The organism is Paraplanobispora siamensis, assembly GCF_016863175.1.
In the GTDB taxonomy this organism is placed as follows: Bacteria; Actinomycetota; Actinomycetes; order Streptosporangiales; family Streptosporangiaceae; genus Planobispora; species Planobispora siamensis.
The window spans coordinates 190567-209175 of sequence record NZ_BOOJ01000030.1; the positions used below are offsets into that span (position 1 = coordinate 190567).

Below are 18609 nucleotides of genomic sequence, written 5' to 3' on the forward strand. Positions count from 1 at the left end.
ATGAAAGCCCGTATCACGGGCGTCGCGACGTATCTGCCCGAACGGACGCTGACCAGCACGGACGTCGAGCGCCGGATCGAGGGGTACGTTCCCCACCGGGGGATCGTCGAACGGATGACGGGCATCCGTCTGCGGCACGTGGCGCGCGACGACCAGCAGGCGTCGGACCTGGCGGTCGAGGCGGTGCGCAGGCTCGGCCTTCCCGGCGGGAGCGGCCCGGACGGCGCGACCGGCCACGGCGACCCCGACCTGCTGATCTTCGCCTCGGCGTCGCAGGACATGGTCGAGCCGGCCACCGCGCACATCGTGGCGGCCAAGCTCGGTCTGTCGTGCCCGGTCTTCGACGTCAAGAACGCCTGCAACAGCATGCTCAACGGCATCCAGGTGGCCGAGGCGCTGATCCTGTCCGGCGCGCACCGCCGGGTGCTCGTCTGCTCCGGCGAGACCCCCTCGCGGGCGATCCGCTGGCAGGTCAGGGACAGGGCGCAGTTCGTCGACTCCTTCGCCGGGTACACGCTGTCGGACAGCGGGGCGGCCGTGCTGGTCACCGCCGACGAGGAGCGCGGCATCTTCTACCGCGACTTCTCGGCCGACTCCACGGCCTGGGCGATCGGCACCCTGCCGGGCGGCGGCTCGGCGCACCCGCGCGATCCGGAGTACTCCTACTTCCGCGGCGACGGCCGGCGGCTGAAGGAGGCCTTCGAGCGGATCGGCCCCGACATCTTCCTCACCGCCCTCAAGCGCACCGGCCTGTCCTGGGACGACTTCGCCGTGGTGGCGGTGCACCAGGTGGCGCTGCCGTACCTGCACTTCCTGGCGCAGGTGCTGGACATCCCCAGGGAGAAACTGGTGGTCAGCCTGCCCGAGCACGGCAACTGCGCCTCGGCGACGCTCCCGCTCCAGCTCGCGCTGGGCGGCTGGCGGCCCGGGGACCGGGTGGCGCTGCTCGGTCTGGGCGGCGGGGTCAGCATGGGCGTGATGTTGGCGGAGATGTGATGAACCTCGATGGGATGAACCTCTGGGTGATCGTTCCGGCGTACAACGAGGCGGCGGGCATCGAGGCCACGCTGCGGGCGCTGGAGGCGCAGGCCGACCGGGACTTCACCCTGGTCGTGGTGGACAACGCGAGCACCGACGGCACCGCCGAGGTCGTCAGGCGGCACGGCGTGGAGGTGATCTCCGAGCCGCGCAAGGGCACCGGGGCCGCCTCCGACACCGGCGTGCGCCACGCCATCGCCAACGGCGCCACCCACATCGCCAGGACCGACGCCGACTGCCTGCCCCGTCCCGACTGGGTGCGCAACATCCGCCGCGCGTTCGGTGACGGGCTGGAGATGGTCGGCGGCAGGCTCCGGCCGCGTACCGACGAGTTCCCGCTGAAGTTCTGGGAGCGGCGGTTCATCCCGCTCGTGGTCCAGGTCGCCGCGACCTTCGGCCGCTTCCGGCCGGGCAACCGGGACCCGCTGTACAAGGGCCCGTACGTGATGATGCCCGGCTGCAACCTCGCCATCACCGCCGACCTCTACCGGCGCGCGGACGGCTTCCCCAGGACCGCGATCGAGGAGGTCCACGAGGACCGCGCCCTGGTCAACCGGGTCCGGAAGATCACCTCGGCGTACGGCTCCCGCCGCGACGTGGTGGTCTTCGGATCCGTGCGCCGGCTGCGGGCCTACGGCCTGGCGGGCACCCTGGCCTGGTACGCCGACCACCGCTACCGTCCCGACGTGGTCGACGTGCGATGATCTCCGCCGCCCGTCCGCGGTCCGGCGCCCGGCGGAGCCGGCCGGACCACGAGGCCCGGCTCTATCTCGCCGCGCATCCCTTCGCCTATCCGCTGATGCGCCTGCTGGCCCGGTTCGGCCCGGTGGTGCGGGTGCCCGGACTGGGCGTGGTGGTCAACGACACCGCCGTGGCGCGGGCCGTACTGACCGACGAGCGCTTCCGCAAGGACGGGCCCGGCTCGCCGGGCGATCTGTGGACGCCGGTGCTGGGGCCGTCGGTGCTGCTGAACATGGAGGGACCCGGGCACCTGGCGCTGCGCAGGAAGCTGACGCCGCTGTTCACCCCCGGCTACGTCTCCGCGATGGTGGCGCAGGTGCTGAAGGAGCCGCTGGAGGCGCTGGACGCGCGGCTGGCGCGCGGCGAGACCGTCGATCTGGTGGACACCATGCGGCTGATGGCCGGTGCGGTGATCTGCCGGACGATCGGGCTGGGCCTGGAGTCGGGCGGGGTGTCCGAGGAGCGGGCCAGGGAGCTGTTCGCCGAGGGGGAGCGGGTCGTCTCGATGGTCTCACTGCGCTCGCGGCGGCTGTCGGAGCGGCAGGTGGCGGTCGCCCGGCGGGTGCTCGACCGGATCGGGGACATCGCGCAGGCCGCCTACGAGGCCGGGGACGAGTCCACGGTCATGGGCCGGATGCGCTCCCTGGGCCTGTCGGCGGCCGAGGCCAGGGGCGCGGCCGGGGCGTTCTTCCTCACCGGGACCGAGACGGTCGCCACCTTCGTGCCCCGCCTGGTCGCGCTCGTCCACGACCACGGCGTCACCGTGGAAGACCTCGACCGGGTGATCGACGAGGCGATGCGGGTCACCACCCCGACCCCGATGATGCTGCGCTCGGTGGCCGCCCCGGTGCGGATCCACCCCGACGGCGCGATCGGCGCGGCGACCGGCGGGGCGGGGAGGACCGGCGGTGCGGTGGCGCGGCCCGGTGACCGGGTGCTGATCGTCACCCACAACTGCGCCCGCGCCCACGGCCCCTTCGACCCCTCCCGCCCGCACCCTCCGGAGCTGCGCCACCTGTGGTTCGGCGCCGGTCCGCACTTCTGCATCGGTTACCCTCTCGCTCTGGCCGAGATCCGCGCGGTGGCGTCCGTGGTGCTGTCCCACCGCGTGCGGGTCGTACGGCGGCGCGCGGCCAGAGGGGTACTGATCCCCACCTACGAGCACCTGTGGATCACCGCCTCCTGACCGGCCTGCCCTCGCGGATTGGACCTCCCGCATGAACGACATCATCACCGGGATCATGGCGACCGCCGGGCGGGAGCCGGACCGGACCGCGATCATCGACGGCCGGGGCCGCGAGATCGCCTACGGCGAGCTGGCCCGCCGGGTGGAGGCCGTCCGCGCCGCCATGGACGACCTGAAGCCGGGCGACGGGGTGCTGTTCGCCGTACGGCCCGGCGTGAACGCGGTCGTGACGGCGCTGGGATCGGTGGCCGCGGGCGGGATGCTCGTCCTGGCCGACCCCGGGCTGGCCCCCGGCGTGCTGGCCGCCCGGATGTCCGCCACCCGGCCGGCGTGGGTGGTCGCCGAGTCGCTCCTGTACTCCCTGAGCGGCCCGCTGCAGGGCCTGGCCCACCGCCGCGGCCTGTTCCTGGCCCACCTGCGCCGGCCGTTACCCGGCCACTCCGTCCGCCACCTGTACACGGGCCCGTGGCTCCCCGGCGTCCCCAGCGGCGCCGTACGCCTGTCCCGCCTCCTGCGCGGAGCCGTACGGCCGGCCGGGCTCCCCGAGAGCTCGGCGGACCAGCCCGCGGCGGTGATCTTCACCTCGGGGACCACCGCCCACCCGAGAGGTGTGGTGCACACCCGGGGGTCGCTGGCGGCGGGGCTGGAGCTGTTCCGGGACGCGTTCCCGCTGGGCCCCGGGGACGTCGTCCACACCGACCAGCTGATGCTCGGGCTGCCCGCGCTGATGGCCGGGGCCACCTGGTCGCTCCCGGGCGGCGGGCCGACGGCCGAGGAGCTGGCGAAGCGCAGGGCGACCCACGCGTTCGCCGTCCCGGTACGGCTGGACCGCCTGCTCCGCGAGACTCCGCGGTTGCCGGAGACGTTGAGGTACCTGCTGCTGGGGTCGGCGCCCGCGCCCGCCGGGGTGCTGCGCCGGGCGATCGAGGCCGGTCCCGAGGTGCTGTCGGTCTACGCGATGACCGAGGCCCTGCCGATCTCGATCGCCTCGGCGCGGGAGAAACTGGACTGCGCCGGGGGAGACCTGCTCGGGGCGCCGCTGCCCGGAGTGGGCGTCCGGGTCGCCGACGACGGGGAGCTGTTCGTCTCCGGGCCGCACGTCGCCCCGCGCTATCTCGGCGAGGAGCCGCTGCGGGAGGTCGCCACCGGTGACCTGGTCCGCATCGAGGACGGGCGGCTGATCCTGCTCGGCCGCAAGAAGGACATGATCCTGCGCGACGGGTTCAACATCTATCCGGGCCTCTACGAGCCCGCGATCACCGCGCTGCCCGGCGTCGCCGAGGCCGCGATCGTCGGCCTGGCCGACCCGGACACCGGGGACGAGGAGGTCGTCCTGGCCGTCGTGCCCGACTCCGGCTACGACGAGACCCTCCTGTCCAAGGCCCTGCCCGAGATCGTCGACGCCGGGGCCCTGCCCGACCGCGTCGTCCGCCTGGACGCCCTGCCGCGTTCGGGCCGCGCCGACAAGCTCGACCGCGCCGCCCTGCGCGACCTGGTGGCCCGCCGATGAGGATCGCGGTGACGGGGGCGTCGGGCTTCGTGGGCGGGGCCGTGTGCCGGGAGGCCCGGGTCCGGGGGTGGGAGGTGCACGCCTTCGGCAGGCGGGCTCAGGTGGATCCGGGGCACGTCGGCGGCGCGCCGTACCGGTCGTGGGACCTCCTCGGACGGTGGCCCGAGCGGCCGGAGGTGGACGCGGTGGTCCACTGCGCGGGCAGCGTCACGGACTGGGGGCGGCCGGCGGAGATCTGGGCGGCCAACGTGGCCGGGACCCGCAACGCGGTGCGGGCGTTCACCGGGGCGCGGTTCGTGCACGTCAGCACGGCCAGCGTCTACGACCCCTTCCGGCCGACCGTGATGGCGACGGAGGACCAGGCGCCCGTCACGCGTTACGTCAACGCCTACGGCGCCTCCAAGGCGGCGGCGGAGGGGGCCGCGGCGCGGGCGCCGGGCGGGGCGGTCGTCCTGCGCCCGCACGCCGTCTACGGCAGGGGGGACACCACGCTGCTGCCCCGGGTGCTGGGCGCGGTCAGGGGCGGCAGGCTCCTGGCCGTGGGCGACGGACGGCAGCGGATCAGCCTGACCTCGGTCGGCAACCTGGTCCGGGCCTGCCTGCTGGCCGCCGCGGCGCCCGCGACCGGCGCCCCGCTGCGCGGCGTCTTCAACGTGACCGACGCCGAGCCGGTCGTCCTGGACGACGCCCTGCGCGCGATCCTGAAGGAGAGGGACATCGCCGCCACGCCGTACTATCTGCCGCTGCGGCTCGTGGAACCCGCCGCCGCCGTGACCGAGACGGCCTTCAGGCTGCTCGGGCGGGCCGATCCTCCCCGGCTGACCCGCTACGCCGCCGGACATCTGGCCGTGGAGCGCACGCTGGACATCACCGCCGCCAGGGAGGTCCTCGGCTACCGGCCCGAGGCGACGTCGTTCGCGGGCGCCGCCGGCTGGTGACGGTCCCGTCCCCCGCGCGTCGTATGGTCGGCCGGTCGGTCGGCCGGTCGGCCGGTCGGAATTTTCCCAGGTCGTCACTGGCGTGTGACATAGGGGTCGGCGCACCGGGGGATGTAGCACAGATGACGGGTAAGGGGGCCCGCGGCGGCGTCGGGGTGAGTTTGGCGTTCACGTTCGGTTCGGCCGTGCTGTGGGGATTGGCGCACCTGCGGGCTGGACGTCACCGGACGGGCGCGTTCCTGATGGCCCTCCACCTGACGCTCATGGCCGTGGGGATCACCATGCTGCTCACGGCGGGCCCGTTCCTGGCCGCCCTGGCCGTGCAGCCCGGATGGTTGTGGTTCTTCGGATCGCTGGGGACGTCCTTCGCCCTCGCCACCGTGCTCGTGGTCATCCGCTCCTACCAGCTCGTCCGGCCCAGGCCGCTGACCGGGGCCGCGCGCCGTCTGTCGGCCGTCGCGGTCGCGCTGCTGTGCGTGCTGCTGGTCGTCCCGGTGGCCTACGCCACCCGGCTCGCCTACGTCTCCCAGAAGGTGGTGAACTCGATGTTCACCACCAGCTCCACCCCCGTCACCGCCGACCCGTGGGGCGGGCGCGACCGGCTCGGCATCCTGCTGGTCGGCGCGGACTCGGCGCCCGGCCGGTTCGGCGTGCGCACCGACAGCATGACCGTGGCGAGCGTCGACACCCGCACCGGCGCCACCGTGCTGTTCGGCGTGCCGCGCAACCTGGAGCACGTCCCGCTGCCGGCCGGCCCGGCGCGCGACCGCTTCCCCTACGGCTTCGGCGGCGAGCCGCCCGGCACGCCGGGCCTGCTCAACGAGGTCTGGCAGTACGCCGAGGACCACCCCGAGATGGTCCCCGGCACGGCCGACGGCAGACGGGGTCCCGCACTGCTGAAGCGGACGGTCGGGGACATCCTCGGGATCGAGGTCGTCTACTACGCGATGGTCGACATGCGGGGCTTCGCCAGGATCATCGACGCGATGGGCGGGGTGCGGGTCACCGTACGCGACCCGATCGTGTACGGCAGGCACAACGAGGGCCTGATCGAGGCGGGCACGCGCAGGCTCTCGGGCGAGGAGGCGCTCTGGTACGGCAGGTCCCGCACCTACAGCGACGACTACGTCCGCATGGGCCGCCAGAAGTGCCTGATGAACGCCGTCGCCAAGCAGGCCGACCCGGTGACGGTGATCAGGAGCTTCGAGCGGCTGGCCGAGGCCGCCGCGAGCGCGGTCTCCACCGACGTCCCCCGCGAGCTGCTGCCCGATCTGATCACCCTGGCCGGCAAGGTGAAGACCGCGAAGATCGAGAGCCTCCAGTTCGTCCCGCCGCTGATCAGCACCGCCGATCCCGACTACCGCCTGATCCGGCGGAAGGTGACCGCGGCCCTGACGGACGAGCCCGCCGGGCCGGGGACCGCCCCGCGCGGGAACATGGCCGCGGACTCGCCTTCGGCGGGGTCGCCGGGTTCACCTTCGGAGCAGTCCCCTTCAGAGGAGTCCCCTTCGGAGCAGTCCCCTTCGGGAGAGTCGCCTCCGAGCGGGTCCCCTTCGGGTGAGTCCCCCTCACAGGAGTCCCCTTCAGAGGGATCATCTTCAGAGGGATCACCTTCAGAGGGGTCACCGGAGACGGATCCGGCCCTCTCGGGCAGCCCGGCGGCCTCACCGCAGGAGACCGTCACCCTCGACGACGCCTGCGCCTGACGACCCCTCAGGCGGGCACTCCCCTGGCCCCGGCCCTGGCCATGCGCGTGACCACCAGGTGGTGGAAGGGGCGGATCACGTTGAAGTAGACCGGCCCGGTCCAGCGGTGGTACTTCACGATGGTGACGACCCGGAAGCGGCCCGGCTCGGCGACCACCGCGAGCCACGCGGTGAGGTGCGACTCGGTGGCCCCCGCCACGAAGTACCGGTCCTCCTCCGCCTCGGTCACGGTGAAGAAGGCCAGCTTGCCGCCGGGCGTGAACGGGATCTCCTCGGGCCGGGTCCCCCGCGCCGACGGCAGTTCGCCCTGGCGCATGCCCAGCAGGCGCACGAACCCCGCGCGGATCCGGTAGAGCAGGCGCATCCAGCCGGGTTCGTAGGAGATGAAGCCGGCCAGGAACTCCCTGAGTGAGACGTCGCCCTCGACGGTCTTGACGTCGACGTGGTCCGCGTCCTCGGTCAGCGCGCGGAGCCGGGGGATCACCATGATCACTCCTTGTCGGAGGCGTAGGGACGCAAGGCCAGGTCGTAGACCTCGCGGATTTCCTTGAACGTCAGCGGCGGCACCATGTGGCCGGCGCCGACGAGGATCAGATAGAGCAGCCGCGCCATCGTGTCCGGCTCCTCGCCGCCGCGCTGCTCCCACAACACGCGCAGGTACTCCGTCCTGCGCCGGTCCACCCGCTCCTGGACCTCCCGTGCCTGCTCGTCCTGCTGGGCCCAGGCCCGCACCGCGACCTCCAGGTCCGCGGAGTCACCGGTGCGGCCGACCAGGTCGATCAGCCGCTCCAGCCGTACCGCGGCCGGCAGGTGCGGCTCCGACTCGACGACGTCGATGAGGCTCGTGGTGAACCTGGCCTCGAAGTGGTCGAGCAGCGCGGTCCGGTAGCCCGGCATGCCCCGGAAGTGGTGGTAGAAGGAGCCCTTGGTCAGCCCGAGGCGTTCGCAGAGCAGCTCGATCGTCAGCGCCGGCGCTCCCAGACTCGCCAGGATCACGAGCCCTTCGTCCAGCCAGTCCTGCTTGGTGGCCATGAGAGAACCATGCCATACGGTTTGGTATGTTCCGCCACCGCCCTCCCCGGACGCGCGTTTCCGCAGGTGAACCGGGAGACAGCGAGTCTTTGGCCGTACGGCCCGCGACACGCGCCCTCGCTTTTTCCCGTACGGCCGTCCCTCCGCCCCGCCCCGTGGCATCATGGTCACGCGCAGAAGTTGCAATGATTTTCATAATCAGATTGGATCGCGTCGTGAGAGTGGCATTCGTCGGGAAGGGCGGCAGCGGCAAGACGACCCTGTCGGCGCTGTTCGCCAGGCACACGGCGGCACGCCAGGACGGGCCGGTCGTCGCCGTCGACGCCGACATCAACCAGCACCTCGGCATGGCGCTGGGCCTGGAGGAGGGCGAACTGCCCCCTCCGCTGGGCTCCCACCTGACCGAGATCAAGGAGTTCCTGCGCGGCGACAACCCCCGGATCGGCTCGGCCGCCGCCATGGTCAAGACCACCCCGCCCGGCCGCGGCTCCCGGCTGCTGAGCCTCGACCCGGCCGACGACCCGATCCAGTCCCGGTTCTCCGCCACCACCCCCGAGGGCCTGCGGCTGATGGTCACCGGCCCGTTCAGCGAGGACGACCTCGGTGTGGCGTGCTACCACTCCAAGGTCGGCGCGGTGGAGCTCTACCTCAACCACCTCGTGGACGGCCACGGCGAATACGTCGTGGTGGACATGACCGCCGGGGCCGACTCCTTCGCCTCCGGCCTGTTCACCCGCTTCGACATGACCTTCCTGGTGGCCGAGCCGACCCGGCAGGGCGTCGGCGTCTACCGGCAGTACCGCGAGTACGCCGCCGACTACGACGTACCCCTCGCGGTCGTCGGCAACAAGGTCCACGGCCCGGGCGACGTCGCCTTCCTGCGCGAGCACGTCGGCGACGACCTGCTGGTCTGTCTGGAGCACTCGGCCGCCGTGCGGGCCATGGAGCAGGGCCGCCCGTTCACCCTGGACGACCTGGAGCCGGCCAACGCCGAGGCCCTGGCCGTCCTGCTGAAGCACCTCGACGGCCGGGAGAAGGACTGGGAGCGGTTCGGCCGCCAGGCCGTGGAGTTCCACCTGCGCAACGCGCGGGCCTGGGCGAACCGGGCCACCGGCGAGGACCTCGCCGCCCAGGTGGATCCGGACTTCGTCTTCGGGCCCACACGAGTGTCCCCCCAGCGCTAGCTGGAAGATCGAAATCCCCGCTCTAGTGTCTGAACGACCCCTTCTGAGAGGAGAACGCAGCATGTCGCTGACCGTTTCGAACGATCTTCTCGACCAGGCGAAGGCCGGTGAGGTGGACGACGCGGCGTTCGTCGCCTGCGTCCGCGACTCGCTGCCCTACGCCTGGTCGGTGATCAGCGAGCTGGTCAGGCAGAGGACGCTCACCGGCGCCGAGTTCGCCGACAACACCGTCCCCCCGCCGGACGAGACCGCCCGCGGCCAGCTCCTGCGCTGCCTGGCCAGCGACTCCATGCGCGGCGCCCTGGAGCGCCACTTCGGAGTGAAGCTGGCCTTCCAGAACTGCCACCGGGTCGCGGTCTTCGACCCGGCCGCCACCGCGGCTCACGCCGAGTTCGTCACCGCCAGGTCCCAGATCCTCAACCAGTCACCCGAACTCGTCGACTGCTAGCCGACCTCGCATTTCCTTCAGGGCGCGGGCCGTGAACCCGCGCCCTTCGATCTTCCGGAACCGGGGACGAGCTCAGTATCGGGTAGTAGGAGCAATACATGACCACTCGAACAGGTGAATAAGAAATGCGGGCCAACAGCAAAGGGCAGGTGACGGTCCCCGCCCATCTTCGCGAGAAGTACGGGATCTCCGAAGGATGAGCACCGACGAGCTCATGGAGCTACTCCGTGGCGAGTAGAACCCATCTCCACCCCGTCTCCCGCCGGCCGGACTTCTACATCGGTGCTCATGCGGCCGCGTGAAAGTATCGCCTGATCACCCGGGACGTGGCTCGCCACCGGACCCGCTTCCCGACCATCGAGCTGATCACTCCGGAGTCGGACGGCCTTCAGGACTCGCCGCGCGCTGGGGGAAACCCGGCCCGCGCGACGGGCGCTCCCCCGCCCGGAAGGCCGTCACCGCAGGCGGGGCAGGACCTCGGCGCCGAGTCTTCTGATGTTCTCCAGGGTCCGGGTGTGGTCGCCGGCGCCCTCGACCATGAGGATCAGGTGGCGCAGGCCCGTGGCGGCGGCGGTGCGCTCGATCGAGGCGACGCAGTGGTCGGCCGAGCCGACCGGGTGGGTCGTGCAGAGGAAGTCGACATATCCGGCAATATCGCGTTGTGGTCGAGGCCGCCCGTCCACCGGCACGTATCCCGCGAGCCCGGGGCCCAGCCAGCGCGGCATGCTCGCCCTCAGCTCCCGTACGGCCTGCGCCGTCGAGTCGGCCACGTACCCCACCGCGGCGGCGATGTGGCCGGGATCCTCATCCACCGGGGACCGGTCGCGGTAGGCGCCGATCATGGCGGCCTTCTCCTCGTCCCCCACGTGCATGCCCAGCAGCATCGGCAGCCCTCTCCCGGCCGCCAGCGCCGCCGTCCCCGGCGAGGTGCAGGCCACCACCGGCCGCATCCTGACCGCCGGGACCACCGGCACCTCCCGGAACCGGAAGAACTCCCCGTCCGCCGCGACGCTGTCCCCGCCCAGGGCCGCGCAGAGCAGGTCGAGCGACTCGGCGAAGCCCCGCTCGAACCGCTCCAGCCCCGTCCCGAACACCTCCAGGTCCACCCACGGCCCGCCCCGGCCCACGCCGAGGGTGAACCGGCCGCCGGAGACCCGGTCCAAGATCGCCGCCTGCTCGGCCAGGTCCACCGGGTGCCGGGTGGACAGCACGCTCACCGCCGTGCCCACCCCGATCCGGTCCGTACGGCCCAGCGCCACCCCGGCCAGCGTCACCGCCGACGGGCACACGCCGTACGACATGAAGTGGTGCTCGGCGATCCAGGCGTCGTCGAACCCGGCCTCCTCGGCGACGGTCACCGCCTCCACCGTGTCCCGCAGCACCTCGCCCGGGGAGCGGCCGGGGAATCCCGCCGCGACGAGGAAGACGCCGATCCTCACCGGCGCTATCCGAACAGCCCGAGCTGGCCCGCTCCGGCCGCGGTGTCGCGGTGCTTCCTGAGGTGGCGCCAGCGGGGCAGCTTGTCGAGATAGGACCACGACAGGCGGTGGTGCTCGGTTGGGCCGTGCTCGGCCAGGGCCCGCTGGTGGACCGGGGAGGGGTAGCCGGCGTTGCTGGCGAAGCCGTACTCCTCGAAGCCGAGGGAGGCCATGTGGGCGTCGCGGCGGACCTTGGCCACCACCGAGGCCGCGGCCACCGAGACGCAGGACAGGTCGCCCTTGATCTCGCACCGGACCTGCCAGGGCGGGCCCAGGTAGTCGTGCTTGCCGTCCAGGATCACCGCGTCGGGCCGTACCGGCAGCTCCGCCAGCGCCCGGCGGGCGGCCCGGCGCAGCGCCTCGGTCATGCCGAGCGCGTCGATCTCCTCGTGCGAGGCCTCGCCGTACCCGATGCCGGTCGCCCACGCGGTGATCTCCGGGACCATGGCGGCGCGCCGGGCGGGGGTGAGCATCTTGGAGTCGGTCAGCCCGGCGGGCGGCTCCGACAGGTCCGTGACCACGGCGCAGACCGCCACCGGCCCGGCCCAGGCCCCCCGGCCGACCTCGTCGATCCCGGCGACCAGCTTCGACCCGCCGCCGGACAGCAGGCGTTCGAGCTCATACGAGGGAGGCATGAGGGGAAGTGTAGGGGCCTGTGTTGATGGCCGTGCTGCGCACGGCGGCTCGGGGGCTCCTTGACCCGGCTCCCGTCCTCGTCACGTCCTCGCCGTGTTGACGGCGACGCTGGCGCGTCGCTGGTTCGGAGGCGGCTTGGTCCGGCTCCCGCCCTCCTCACCGGGGCTGCGGGCGTTCCTCGGTTGGTTCACCGGCGCCCCCTCGCGGGTTCACCGGTGGCCGGTTCGAGGGCGGTGAGGTCGGCGGCCAGATAGCGGGCGGCGGCGTGGACGGCGCGCAGGGTGACGGCCACGGCGGGGCGGTTGAGGCTGGAGGTGCGGGCGACGGCGTGGACGTCGCGGCCGGCCGGGGCGCCGGGGATCTCCCTGACCGCGATGCCGCGCACCCCGGCGGCCAGGGCCAGGGCCGGGACCGCGGCGATGCCGACGCCCTTGGCGACCAGGCTCAGGATCGTGCTGAGCCCCTCGAACTCCCACGGCACCGGCTGCGCCCCGCCGACCGCGGCGAGCATGCGGTCGACGGCCAGCCGGGAGGGCTCCCCGTCGGGGGTGGCCATCCAGGGCTCCTCGCGCAGTTCCCTCAGGTCCACCGGCTCCCCGGGGAAGGCCAGGCGGTGCTTGCGCGGCACCACCAGCACCAGCGGGTCGTGCAGCAGCGGGAAGAGCGTCACGGTCTCCGACCCGCGCATCCGGCCGCGCCAGTCGTCCACCAGCGCGATGTCCGCCTCGCCCGACCGCACCTCGTCGATCCCGCCCTCCGGCCTGCTCTGCGCCATCCGCAGGGCCAGGGCGGTGTACCGCCGCAGCGACCTGACCAGCGCGGGCGCGAAGGCCACGGCGGCGGTGGGGAAGGCGGTGACGGCGACGCGGCCCGAGGGGGTCCCCGCGTGGGCCGACAGGTCGGACTCGGCGTTCTCCACCATGGCCAGGATGCGCTCGGCGTGCTCGACGAGGCGGTGCCCGGCGTCGGTCAGCTCCGCGCTGCGGGCGGTGCGGTCGATCAGGACGGCGCCCGCCTCGCGTTCCAGGGCGGCCAGTTGCTGGGAGACCGCCGAAGGGCTGTAGCCGAGCGAAGCGGCGGTCGCCGCGATGCTGCCCCTGCGGGCGAACTCGCAGATCAAGGCAAGACGACGCAGATCGAGCATCGGATTTCCTTACGCCCACCCACACGAACCGAAGCTTGTACTGATGCCTTCTACCCCTGATTCTGGGAACGTTCCTAAGAGAAGGAGAAACATCCATGAACGTCACACTTTCTGCCACTTTGGCGGCAAACGAGGAGATCAACCGAAGACGCCGGTCAGGACAGCGCGTCCTGAACCTTGCCTTCGGCGAGGCCGGCCTGCCCGTGCACCCGTCCCTTCAGGAACGGCTGACGGTCGCGTCCGGGCAGAACGGGTACGGCCCGGTGGCCGGGCTGCCCGCCCTGCGGGAGGCCGCCGCCGGATACTGGGAACGCCGGGGGCTGCCCACCGACCCCGAGACGGTGGTCTGCGGCCCCGGGAGCAAGCCCCTGCTGTACGGCCTGCTGCTCGCGATCGGCGGGGACGTCGTGCTGCCGATGCCGAGCTGGGTCAGCTACGCCGCCCAGGCCGAACTGGTCGGGGCGCGCCCCCTGCCCGTCCCGGCGCCCCCCGGCGAGGGAGGGGTGCCGGATCCCGAGCGGGTCGTCTCGGCGGTCCTGCACGCGCGCGCCCGGGGACGCGACGTCCGCTCCCTGCTGGTCACCCTCCCCGACAACCCCACCGGGACGCTCGCCGCGACCGACGCGGTCAAGAAGATCACCGAGGTCGCCCGCGCGCTCGATCTGGTGATCATCTCCGACGAGATCTACCGCGACCTCGTCCACGACCCGGGCACCCCCTTCCTCAGCCCGGCCGATCTGGCCCCGGAGCGCACCGTCGTCACCAGCGGGCTCAGCAAGAGCCTGGCCCTGGGCGGCTGGCGGATCGGCGTGGCCCGGCTGCCCTCGGCCGAACTGCGCACCCGGATGCTGGCGGTGGCCAGCGAGATCTGGTCCAGCCCGGCCGCCCCCGTGCAGCACGCGGCGGCCTACGCCTACACCGAGCCCGCCGAGCTCCAGGAGCGGGTCGAGCGGAGCAGGCGGCTGCACGGCGCGGTGGCGCGGGCGGCGCACGCCCGGTTCGTCCGGGCGGGTGTGAGGGCGCACGCGCCCCACGGCGGCTTCTATCTCTATCCGGACTTCACCGGCCTGGACATCGCGACCTCCGACGAGCTGGCCGCCCGTCTGCTCGACCGGCACGGCGTCGGGGTGCTCCCCGGCCACGCCTTCGGCGACGACCCCGCGGCGCTGCGGGTGCGGGTGGCCACCAGCCTGCTGTACGGCGAGACGACCGAGCAGCGGCTGGCCGCGCTGGAGGCCCCCGACCCGCTCGGCCTGCCCTGGATCGCGGCCTCCCTCGACCACCTGGAGGAGGCTCTGGACGCGCTCGGAACCGGCGCGGAGGACGCCGCGGCGCGCCCCCGTCCCCGGCCCCGCGGCCGGGTGGTCTCCCGGCGCGCATCGGTTGCATAACGTCCCCGCGGAACCCGCTGGGGCGGGGACGGCGATGACCGCTCTGACCTGGGCTTTTACCCTCCCGATCGGCGGGGGCTGGCGGCTTTCCCCGATGCTCACCGAGATGTCGTGTGGCATTTGGTATTAGTCATGCTGGTGAGCCCTCATCATGTGCTCATGCCCGCTTTTGTCACCCTATCTGGGCGCTCCGTGCGCCTGGAGCCGCTCAGCCTCGCGGCCGTCGACGAGCTCGTCGCCGCGGCGGGTGAAGACCGTACGACCTACGCCTTCACCCGGGTTCCCCACGGCAGGGAGGAGATGGTCTCCTACGTGGAGGCCGCTCTGGCTGAGCAGGCGGAGGGCCGCGCGATGCCCTTCGCCATCCGGTGGCTGCACACCGACCGCGTCGTCGGTGCCACCCGTCTCATGAACCTGGAGTACTGGCAGGGTCCCCTGCCCTGGCCTCCGGGCGCGCGTGGCGCGGTGGGCGAGGTCCCGTCCGTGGCGGACATCGGTTACACCTGGCTGGCCGCATCGGCCCAGGGCACGGGTGTCAACCGGGAGAGCAAGTACCTGATGCTCTCCCTCGCCTTCGAGACGTGGCAGGTCCACCGCATCACCCTGAAGGCTGACGTACGGAACGTACGATCCCGGGCCGCCATCGAGGCCCTCGGCGCGCACCTGGACGGTGTGCGGCGGGCGGAGAGCCGAGGCGCCGACGACACGGTCCGAGATACCGCGTTCTACTCGATCCTGAGTTCCGAATGGCCGCTCGTGCGAGAACGCCTGCACGCGCGGCTGGGACTGGTCGAGGCCGCGTAGACCGTTCACGTCACTTCGAGCTTCATGGAGCATAAGGCCCACCCGATATTTTCGGGTGGGCCTTTGTTCATCTATCGGATGAGTGCTCATCTGCCTCTCCGAGATCACCCGGCCCGGCATGACCGCCCCCGTACGGGGTCATGCCCGGCGCTCATCAGCATCTCGATCCGGGCTCAACACCCGATTAACGGGCAATCAACGCACCGGTTAACGAGCTCGGCCGCGTTTACTACGTGAGCATTGAAGGATCTATCATTCCGTCATAAACCTTCCCGTTAGGGCGGAGATTTAGGAAATGGCTGCTCAGGGCAGCGGAGGCGGTTTGCGCTTCGCGGTACTCGGCCCTGTCCAGGCCTGGCGTGACGGTGCCGAACTCGACCTGGGCACCCCGCTGCAACGCTCCATTCTGGCGATGCTGCTCCTGCGCGAGGGCCGGGCGGTGACTCCGACCGAGATGATCGACGCGGTCTGGGGGGAGGAGGCCCCGCCCCGGGCGCTGGGCGCGCTGCGGACCTACGTCTCCCGGCTGCGCGCCGTACTCGAACCCGGGCGGTCGCCCCGCACCCGGCCCGAGCTGCTGACCTCCGTGGGACGGGGCTACGCGCTCCGCGTGGACGACGCCGCCGTCGACCTGGCCCTCTTCGAGAAGAAGACGCAGGAGGCCGAGGCGGCCCGGCGCGCCGGCGACCTCGCCGCGGCGGCCGAGTCCCTGCGCTCGGGACTGGCGCTGTGGACCGGCGAGCCCCTGGCCGGAGCCGTCGGCCCCTACGCCGAGCACCAGCGCGGCCGGCTCGCCGAACGCCGGATGAGCGTGATCGAGGCCCTCGTGGAACTCGACCTCGAACTGGGCCGGCACGCCGACGTCGTCTCCGAGCTCGTCGCGCTCACCGCCGACCATCCGCTGCGCGAGCGGCTGCGCGCCCAGCTCATGCTGGCCTACTACCGGTGCGGGCGGCAGGGGGACGCGCTGGCGGTCTTCGCCGACACCCGCCGGGTGCTGGCCGACGAGCTGGGCGTCGACCCCGGCCCCGAGCTGACCGCCCTGCATCGGCGCGTCCTGGCCGCCGACCCCGACCTCGCCCCCGCCGAACCGGTACGGCCCGCGCCCCCCGCCGGGCCGGCCGCCGACAAGACGGCCGAGGAGGAGAGCGCCCCGGCCGAGACGCCCAAGGTGCCCGACCTGCCGCGCCCGGCCCAGCTGCCGGCCGCGGTCAACGACTTCACCGGCCGCGGGCAGATCGTCACCCGGTTGCGCACCCTGCTGTCCGCGCAGCCCGCCGAGGGCGTCCCGGTGGCCGCGATCTCCGGCATCGGCGGCGTCGGCAAGACGACCCTGGCGGTGCACGTCGCGCACATCATGCAGGACCTGTTCCCGGACGGGCAGCTCTACGCCGACCTGCGCGGCTACGGCCAGGAGCCCACCCCGCCCGAGTCGGTGCTGGCGGCGTTCCTGCGGGCGCTCGGCCTGCCGCCCGACGTCATCCCGGACGGCCTGGCCGAGCGCTCGGCGCTGTTCCGCTCGCTGCTGGCCGACCGGCGCATGCTGGTGCTGCTCGACAACGCCCGCGACGCCGGGCAGGTCGCCCACCTGCTGCCCGGCTCGGCGGGCTGCGCCGCGATCGTGACCAGCCGCCACAAGCTGGCCGACCTGGCCGCGGCGAAGCTGTTCGACCTGGACGTGATGGAGCCCGAGGAGGCGCTGACCCTGTTCGGCGCGGTCGCCGGGGCCGAGCGGGTCTCGGCCGAACGCGCCGTCGCCATGGACGTGGTCGCCTCCTGCGGATTCCTGCCGCTGGCCGTACGGATCGTGGCGGCCCGGCTGGCGGCCAGACCCACCTGGACCGTTGCATCGCTGGTCCCCCGGCTGGCCGACGAGCGCCGCCGGCTGGACGAGATGCGGGTGGGCAACCTGGCGGTGGAGGCGACCTTCGCCCTGGGATACGGCCAGCTGGAGCAGGCGCAGGCGCGGGCCTTCCGGCTGCTGTCCCTGCCTGGAGGACCGGACATCTCGGTCTCGGCCGCCGCCGCCGTCCTCGACCTGGAGGCGACGGACACCGAGGACATCCTGGAGTCCCTGGTGGACGCCAGCCTGCTGGAGGCCCCCGCCGCGGGCCGCTACCGCTTCCACGACCTGCTCAGGCTCTTCGCCCGGCGCGCGGCCGAGCGCGGTCCCGACGCGCACGAGGGTCCCGAGGCGCTGCGCCGGCTGCTCTGCTTCTATCTCGCCTCCGCCAGCTCGGCGCACCGGCTGGCCTACGAGGGCAGCGTGGTCGCCGACCAGTTCACCGTCACCGGCCCCGGGCACACCTTCTCCTCCGCCGACGAGGCCGTCACCTGGCTGACGGTCGAGGCCGACGCCATCTTCGCGGCGATCGCCCAGGCCGCAGGGAGCGCCACCACCGCCGAGTCGCTGCTGCCCGCGGCCGACCTGCTGCTGGGCATGGAACCGCTGATGGAGGCCGGCAGCCACGTCCGCGAGTTCGACCTGCGCATCCGGGAGATGCTCGCCACCGCCCGGCGGCTGGAGGCGACCTCGTGCGAGCTGCGCTGCCGCTACATGCTCGGGCGGCTGCTGTTCGGGGCGAACCGGCTGACCGAGGCGGAGACCGAGTTCCGGGCCTCGCTGGACCTGGCGGCCGGGGGCGACCGGATCGTCGCGGGCGAGGCGATGAACGCGCTGGCCGTCGTGGTCGGGCGTCAGCGCCGCCACGTGGAGGCGCTGGCCTGGTTCGACTCGGCCCGCAAGGCCTTCAGGGAGATCGGCGGGCAGGGCGGCGAGGCCCTGACGCTCAGCTACTCCGCCCGCGACCACCTGTTCCTCGGCCAGCCCGAGGAGGCCATCGCCGCCGCCGAGCAGGGCCTGGTGCTGTTCAGCGAGATCGGCTCGGCCGCCGGCACCGCGCGGGCCCGCTATCACCTGGGCATGGTGCTGTCCCGGGTCGGGCGCCTGAACGAGGCGGTCCACCACCACGCCGAGTGCCTGGCCTTCTTCCGGGCGGGCAACCAGCGGGTGTGGGAGCAGCGGGTCTGCTCCCGGCTGGCCGAGACGTTCATCACCGCGGGCCGGTTCGGCGACGCCGTACGGCACGCCGAGCAGGCGCTGACCGTGAGCCGCGAGATCGGCCACCCCTACGGCGAGGCGCAGGCGCTGTGGGTGCTAGGCCGGGCCCTCGCCGGGCAGGGCGACGTCGAGCGCAGCCGTCACTGCCTGGGGCGCGCCCACGACCTCTTCGCCCGCCTCGGCGCCCCGGAGGCCGATGACCTGCGCGCCCTCCTCGACCGCGGCGAGGTCGGAAACGGTTCCGAGCCCGTCGTATAACTCGTCGTCGAGACGCGCCATCCACATATGGGTAAATCCTCTGTGTCTATTTGC

At 72.8% G+C, this 18609-nt stretch carries 17 protein-coding genes; 12 read left to right on the top strand and 5 right to left on the bottom strand.

The features are described from left to right. The 6 genes from Psi01_RS18365 to Psi01_RS18390 all read left to right on the top strand — a co-directional run bounded on the left by Psi01_RS18365 (position 1) and on the right by Psi01_RS18390 (position 7119). Entirely contained in the window at positions 1–996 is a 996-nt protein-coding gene (locus tag Psi01_RS18365) for a 3-oxoacyl-ACP synthase III family protein (protein ID WP_204065248.1), read from the top strand. Further along, positions 996–1742: a glycosyltransferase family 2 protein gene (locus Psi01_RS18370; RefSeq protein ID WP_239127813.1), complete on the top strand. Its 747-nt coding sequence runs from the start codon at positions 996–998 to the stop codon at positions 1740–1742. The genes Psi01_RS18365 and Psi01_RS18370 overlap by 1 nt, the downstream gene beginning before the upstream one ends. After that, entirely contained in the window at positions 1739–2965 is a 1227-nt protein-coding gene (locus Psi01_RS18375; RefSeq protein ID WP_204065249.1) for a cytochrome P450, read from the top strand. Before Psi01_RS18370 ends, Psi01_RS18375 begins: the two co-directional genes overlap by 4 nt. A gap of 31 nt (positions 2966–2996) precedes the next feature. Continuing rightward, positions 2997–4475: a class I adenylate-forming enzyme family protein gene (locus tag Psi01_RS18380; protein ID WP_204065250.1), complete on the top strand. Its 1479-nt coding sequence runs from the start codon at positions 2997–2999 to the stop codon at positions 4473–4475. Continuing rightward, on the top strand, positions 4472–5413 hold the full coding sequence (locus Psi01_RS18385) for an NAD-dependent epimerase/dehydratase family protein (RefSeq protein WP_204065251.1): 942 nt from the start codon (positions 4472–4474) through the stop codon (positions 5411–5413). The genes Psi01_RS18380 and Psi01_RS18385 overlap by 4 nt, the downstream gene beginning before the upstream one ends. Positions 5414–5535: 122 nt before the next feature. Beyond that, positions 5536–7119, top strand: a complete 1584-nt coding sequence (locus Psi01_RS18390) for an LCP family glycopolymer transferase (protein ID WP_204065252.1) — start codon at positions 5536–5538, stop codon at positions 7117–7119. 7 nt (positions 7120–7126) lie between these two features. Here Psi01_RS18390 and Psi01_RS18395 read toward each other — a convergent pair whose 3' ends face one another. Together Psi01_RS18395 and Psi01_RS18400 are read right to left on the bottom strand one after the other, a co-directional pair. Continuing rightward, positions 7127–7606 carry a DUF2867 domain-containing protein gene (locus Psi01_RS18395; RefSeq protein WP_204065253.1) on the bottom strand — a complete coding sequence of 160 codons (480 nt, stop codon included), beginning with the start codon at positions 7604–7606 and terminating at the stop codon, positions 7127–7129. A 2-nt stretch (positions 7607–7608) separates the two neighbouring features. After that, positions 7609–8151, bottom strand: coding sequence for a TetR/AcrR family transcriptional regulator (locus tag Psi01_RS18400; protein ID WP_204065254.1), 543 nt, complete (start codon positions 8149–8151; stop codon positions 7609–7611). A 215-nt stretch (positions 8152–8366) separates the two neighbouring features. Here Psi01_RS18400 and Psi01_RS18405 point away from each other — a divergent pair, with 215 nt between their 5' ends. From Psi01_RS18405 to Psi01_RS44575, 3 genes are all read left to right on the top strand, one after another. Continuing rightward, positions 8367–9335: an ATP-binding protein gene (locus tag Psi01_RS18405; protein WP_204065255.1), complete on the top strand. Its 969-nt coding sequence runs from the start codon at positions 8367–8369 to the stop codon at positions 9333–9335. A 61-nt stretch (positions 9336–9396) separates the two neighbouring features. Then, entirely contained in the window at positions 9397–9783 is a 387-nt protein-coding gene (locus tag Psi01_RS18410) for an SCO5389 family protein (RefSeq protein WP_204065256.1), read from the top strand. 125 nt (positions 9784–9908) lie between these two features. Next, positions 9909–9983: an AbrB/MazE/SpoVT family DNA-binding domain-containing protein gene (locus tag Psi01_RS44575; protein WP_373872504.1), complete on the top strand. Its 75-nt coding sequence runs from the start codon at positions 9909–9911 to the stop codon at positions 9981–9983. A gap of 255 nt (positions 9984–10238) precedes the next feature. Here Psi01_RS44575 and Psi01_RS18415 read toward each other — a convergent pair whose 3' ends face one another. The 3 genes from Psi01_RS18415 to Psi01_RS18425 all read right to left on the bottom strand — a co-directional run bounded on the left by Psi01_RS18415 (position 10239) and on the right by Psi01_RS18425 (position 13041). Further along, positions 10239–11222: an LLM class flavin-dependent oxidoreductase gene (locus tag Psi01_RS18415; RefSeq protein ID WP_204065257.1), complete on the bottom strand. Its 984-nt coding sequence runs from the start codon at positions 11220–11222 to the stop codon at positions 10239–10241. 5 nt (positions 11223–11227) lie between these two features. Further along, on the bottom strand, positions 11228–11896 hold the full coding sequence (gene rnhB, locus Psi01_RS18420) for a ribonuclease HII (RefSeq protein ID WP_204065258.1): 669 nt from the start codon (positions 11894–11896) through the stop codon (positions 11228–11230). A 188-nt stretch (positions 11897–12084) separates the two neighbouring features. Continuing rightward, the gene (locus Psi01_RS18425; protein WP_204065259.1) at positions 12085–13041 is read right to left on the bottom strand and encodes a LysR family transcriptional regulator; all 957 of its coding nucleotides are present in this window, start codon (positions 13039–13041) and stop codon (positions 12085–12087) included. A 95-nt stretch (positions 13042–13136) separates the two neighbouring features. Here Psi01_RS18425 and Psi01_RS18430 point away from each other — a divergent pair, with 95 nt between their 5' ends. The 3 genes from Psi01_RS18430 (at position 13137) to Psi01_RS18440 (ending at position 18555) form a co-directional block, all read left to right on the top strand. Further along, entirely contained in the window at positions 13137–14432 is a 1296-nt protein-coding gene (locus Psi01_RS18430; RefSeq protein ID WP_204065260.1) for a pyridoxal phosphate-dependent aminotransferase, read from the top strand. A gap of 159 nt (positions 14433–14591) precedes the next feature. Then, entirely contained in the window at positions 14592–15236 is a 645-nt protein-coding gene (locus Psi01_RS18435; RefSeq protein WP_204065261.1) for a GNAT family N-acetyltransferase, read from the top strand. 322 nt (positions 15237–15558) lie between these two features. Next, on the top strand, positions 15559–18555 hold the full coding sequence (locus tag Psi01_RS18440) for an AfsR/SARP family transcriptional regulator (RefSeq protein WP_239127814.1): 2997 nt from the start codon (positions 15559–15561) through the stop codon (positions 18553–18555). Positions 18556–18609 lie beyond the last annotated feature (54 nt).

Bases quoted from the DNA above. Each gene is read 5' to 3' on its own strand.
- Psi01_RS18365 (WP_204065248.1), top strand. From the start codon at position 1: ATGAAAGCCCGTATCACGGGCGTCGCGACGTATCTGCCCGAACGGACG.
- Psi01_RS18370 (WP_239127813.1), top strand. From the start codon at position 996: ATGAACCTCGATGGGATGAACCTCTGGGTGATCGTTCCGGCGTACAAC.
- Psi01_RS18375 (WP_204065249.1), top strand. From the start codon at position 1,739: ATGATCTCCGCCGCCCGTCCGCGGTCCGGCGCCCGGCGGAGCCGGCCG.
- Psi01_RS18380 (WP_204065250.1), top strand. From the start codon at position 2,997: ATGAACGACATCATCACCGGGATCATGGCGACCGCCGGGCGGGAGCCG.
- Psi01_RS18385 (WP_204065251.1), top strand. From the start codon at position 4,472: ATGAGGATCGCGGTGACGGGGGCGTCGGGCTTCGTGGGCGGGGCCGTG.
- Psi01_RS18390 (WP_204065252.1), top strand. From the start codon at position 5,536: ATGACGGGTAAGGGGGCCCGCGGCGGCGTCGGGGTGAGTTTGGCGTTC.
- Psi01_RS18395 (WP_204065253.1), bottom strand. From the start codon at position 7,606: ATGGTGATCCCCCGGCTCCGCGCGCTGACCGAGGACGCGGACCACGTC.
- Psi01_RS18400 (WP_204065254.1), bottom strand. From the start codon at position 8,151: ATGGCCACCAAGCAGGACTGGCTGGACGAAGGGCTCGTGATCCTGGCG.
- Psi01_RS18410 (WP_204065256.1), top strand. From the start codon at position 9,397: ATGTCGCTGACCGTTTCGAACGATCTTCTCGACCAGGCGAAGGCCGGT.
- rnhB (WP_204065258.1), bottom strand. From the start codon at position 11,896: ATGCCTCCCTCGTATGAGCTCGAACGCCTGCTGTCCGGCGGCGGGTCG.
- Psi01_RS18425 (WP_204065259.1), bottom strand. From the start codon at position 13,041: ATGCTCGATCTGCGTCGTCTTGCCTTGATCTGCGAGTTCGCCCGCAGG.
- Psi01_RS18430 (WP_204065260.1), top strand. From the start codon at position 13,137: ATGAACGTCACACTTTCTGCCACTTTGGCGGCAAACGAGGAGATCAAC.
- Psi01_RS18435 (WP_204065261.1), top strand. From the start codon at position 14,592: ATGCCCGCTTTTGTCACCCTATCTGGGCGCTCCGTGCGCCTGGAGCCG.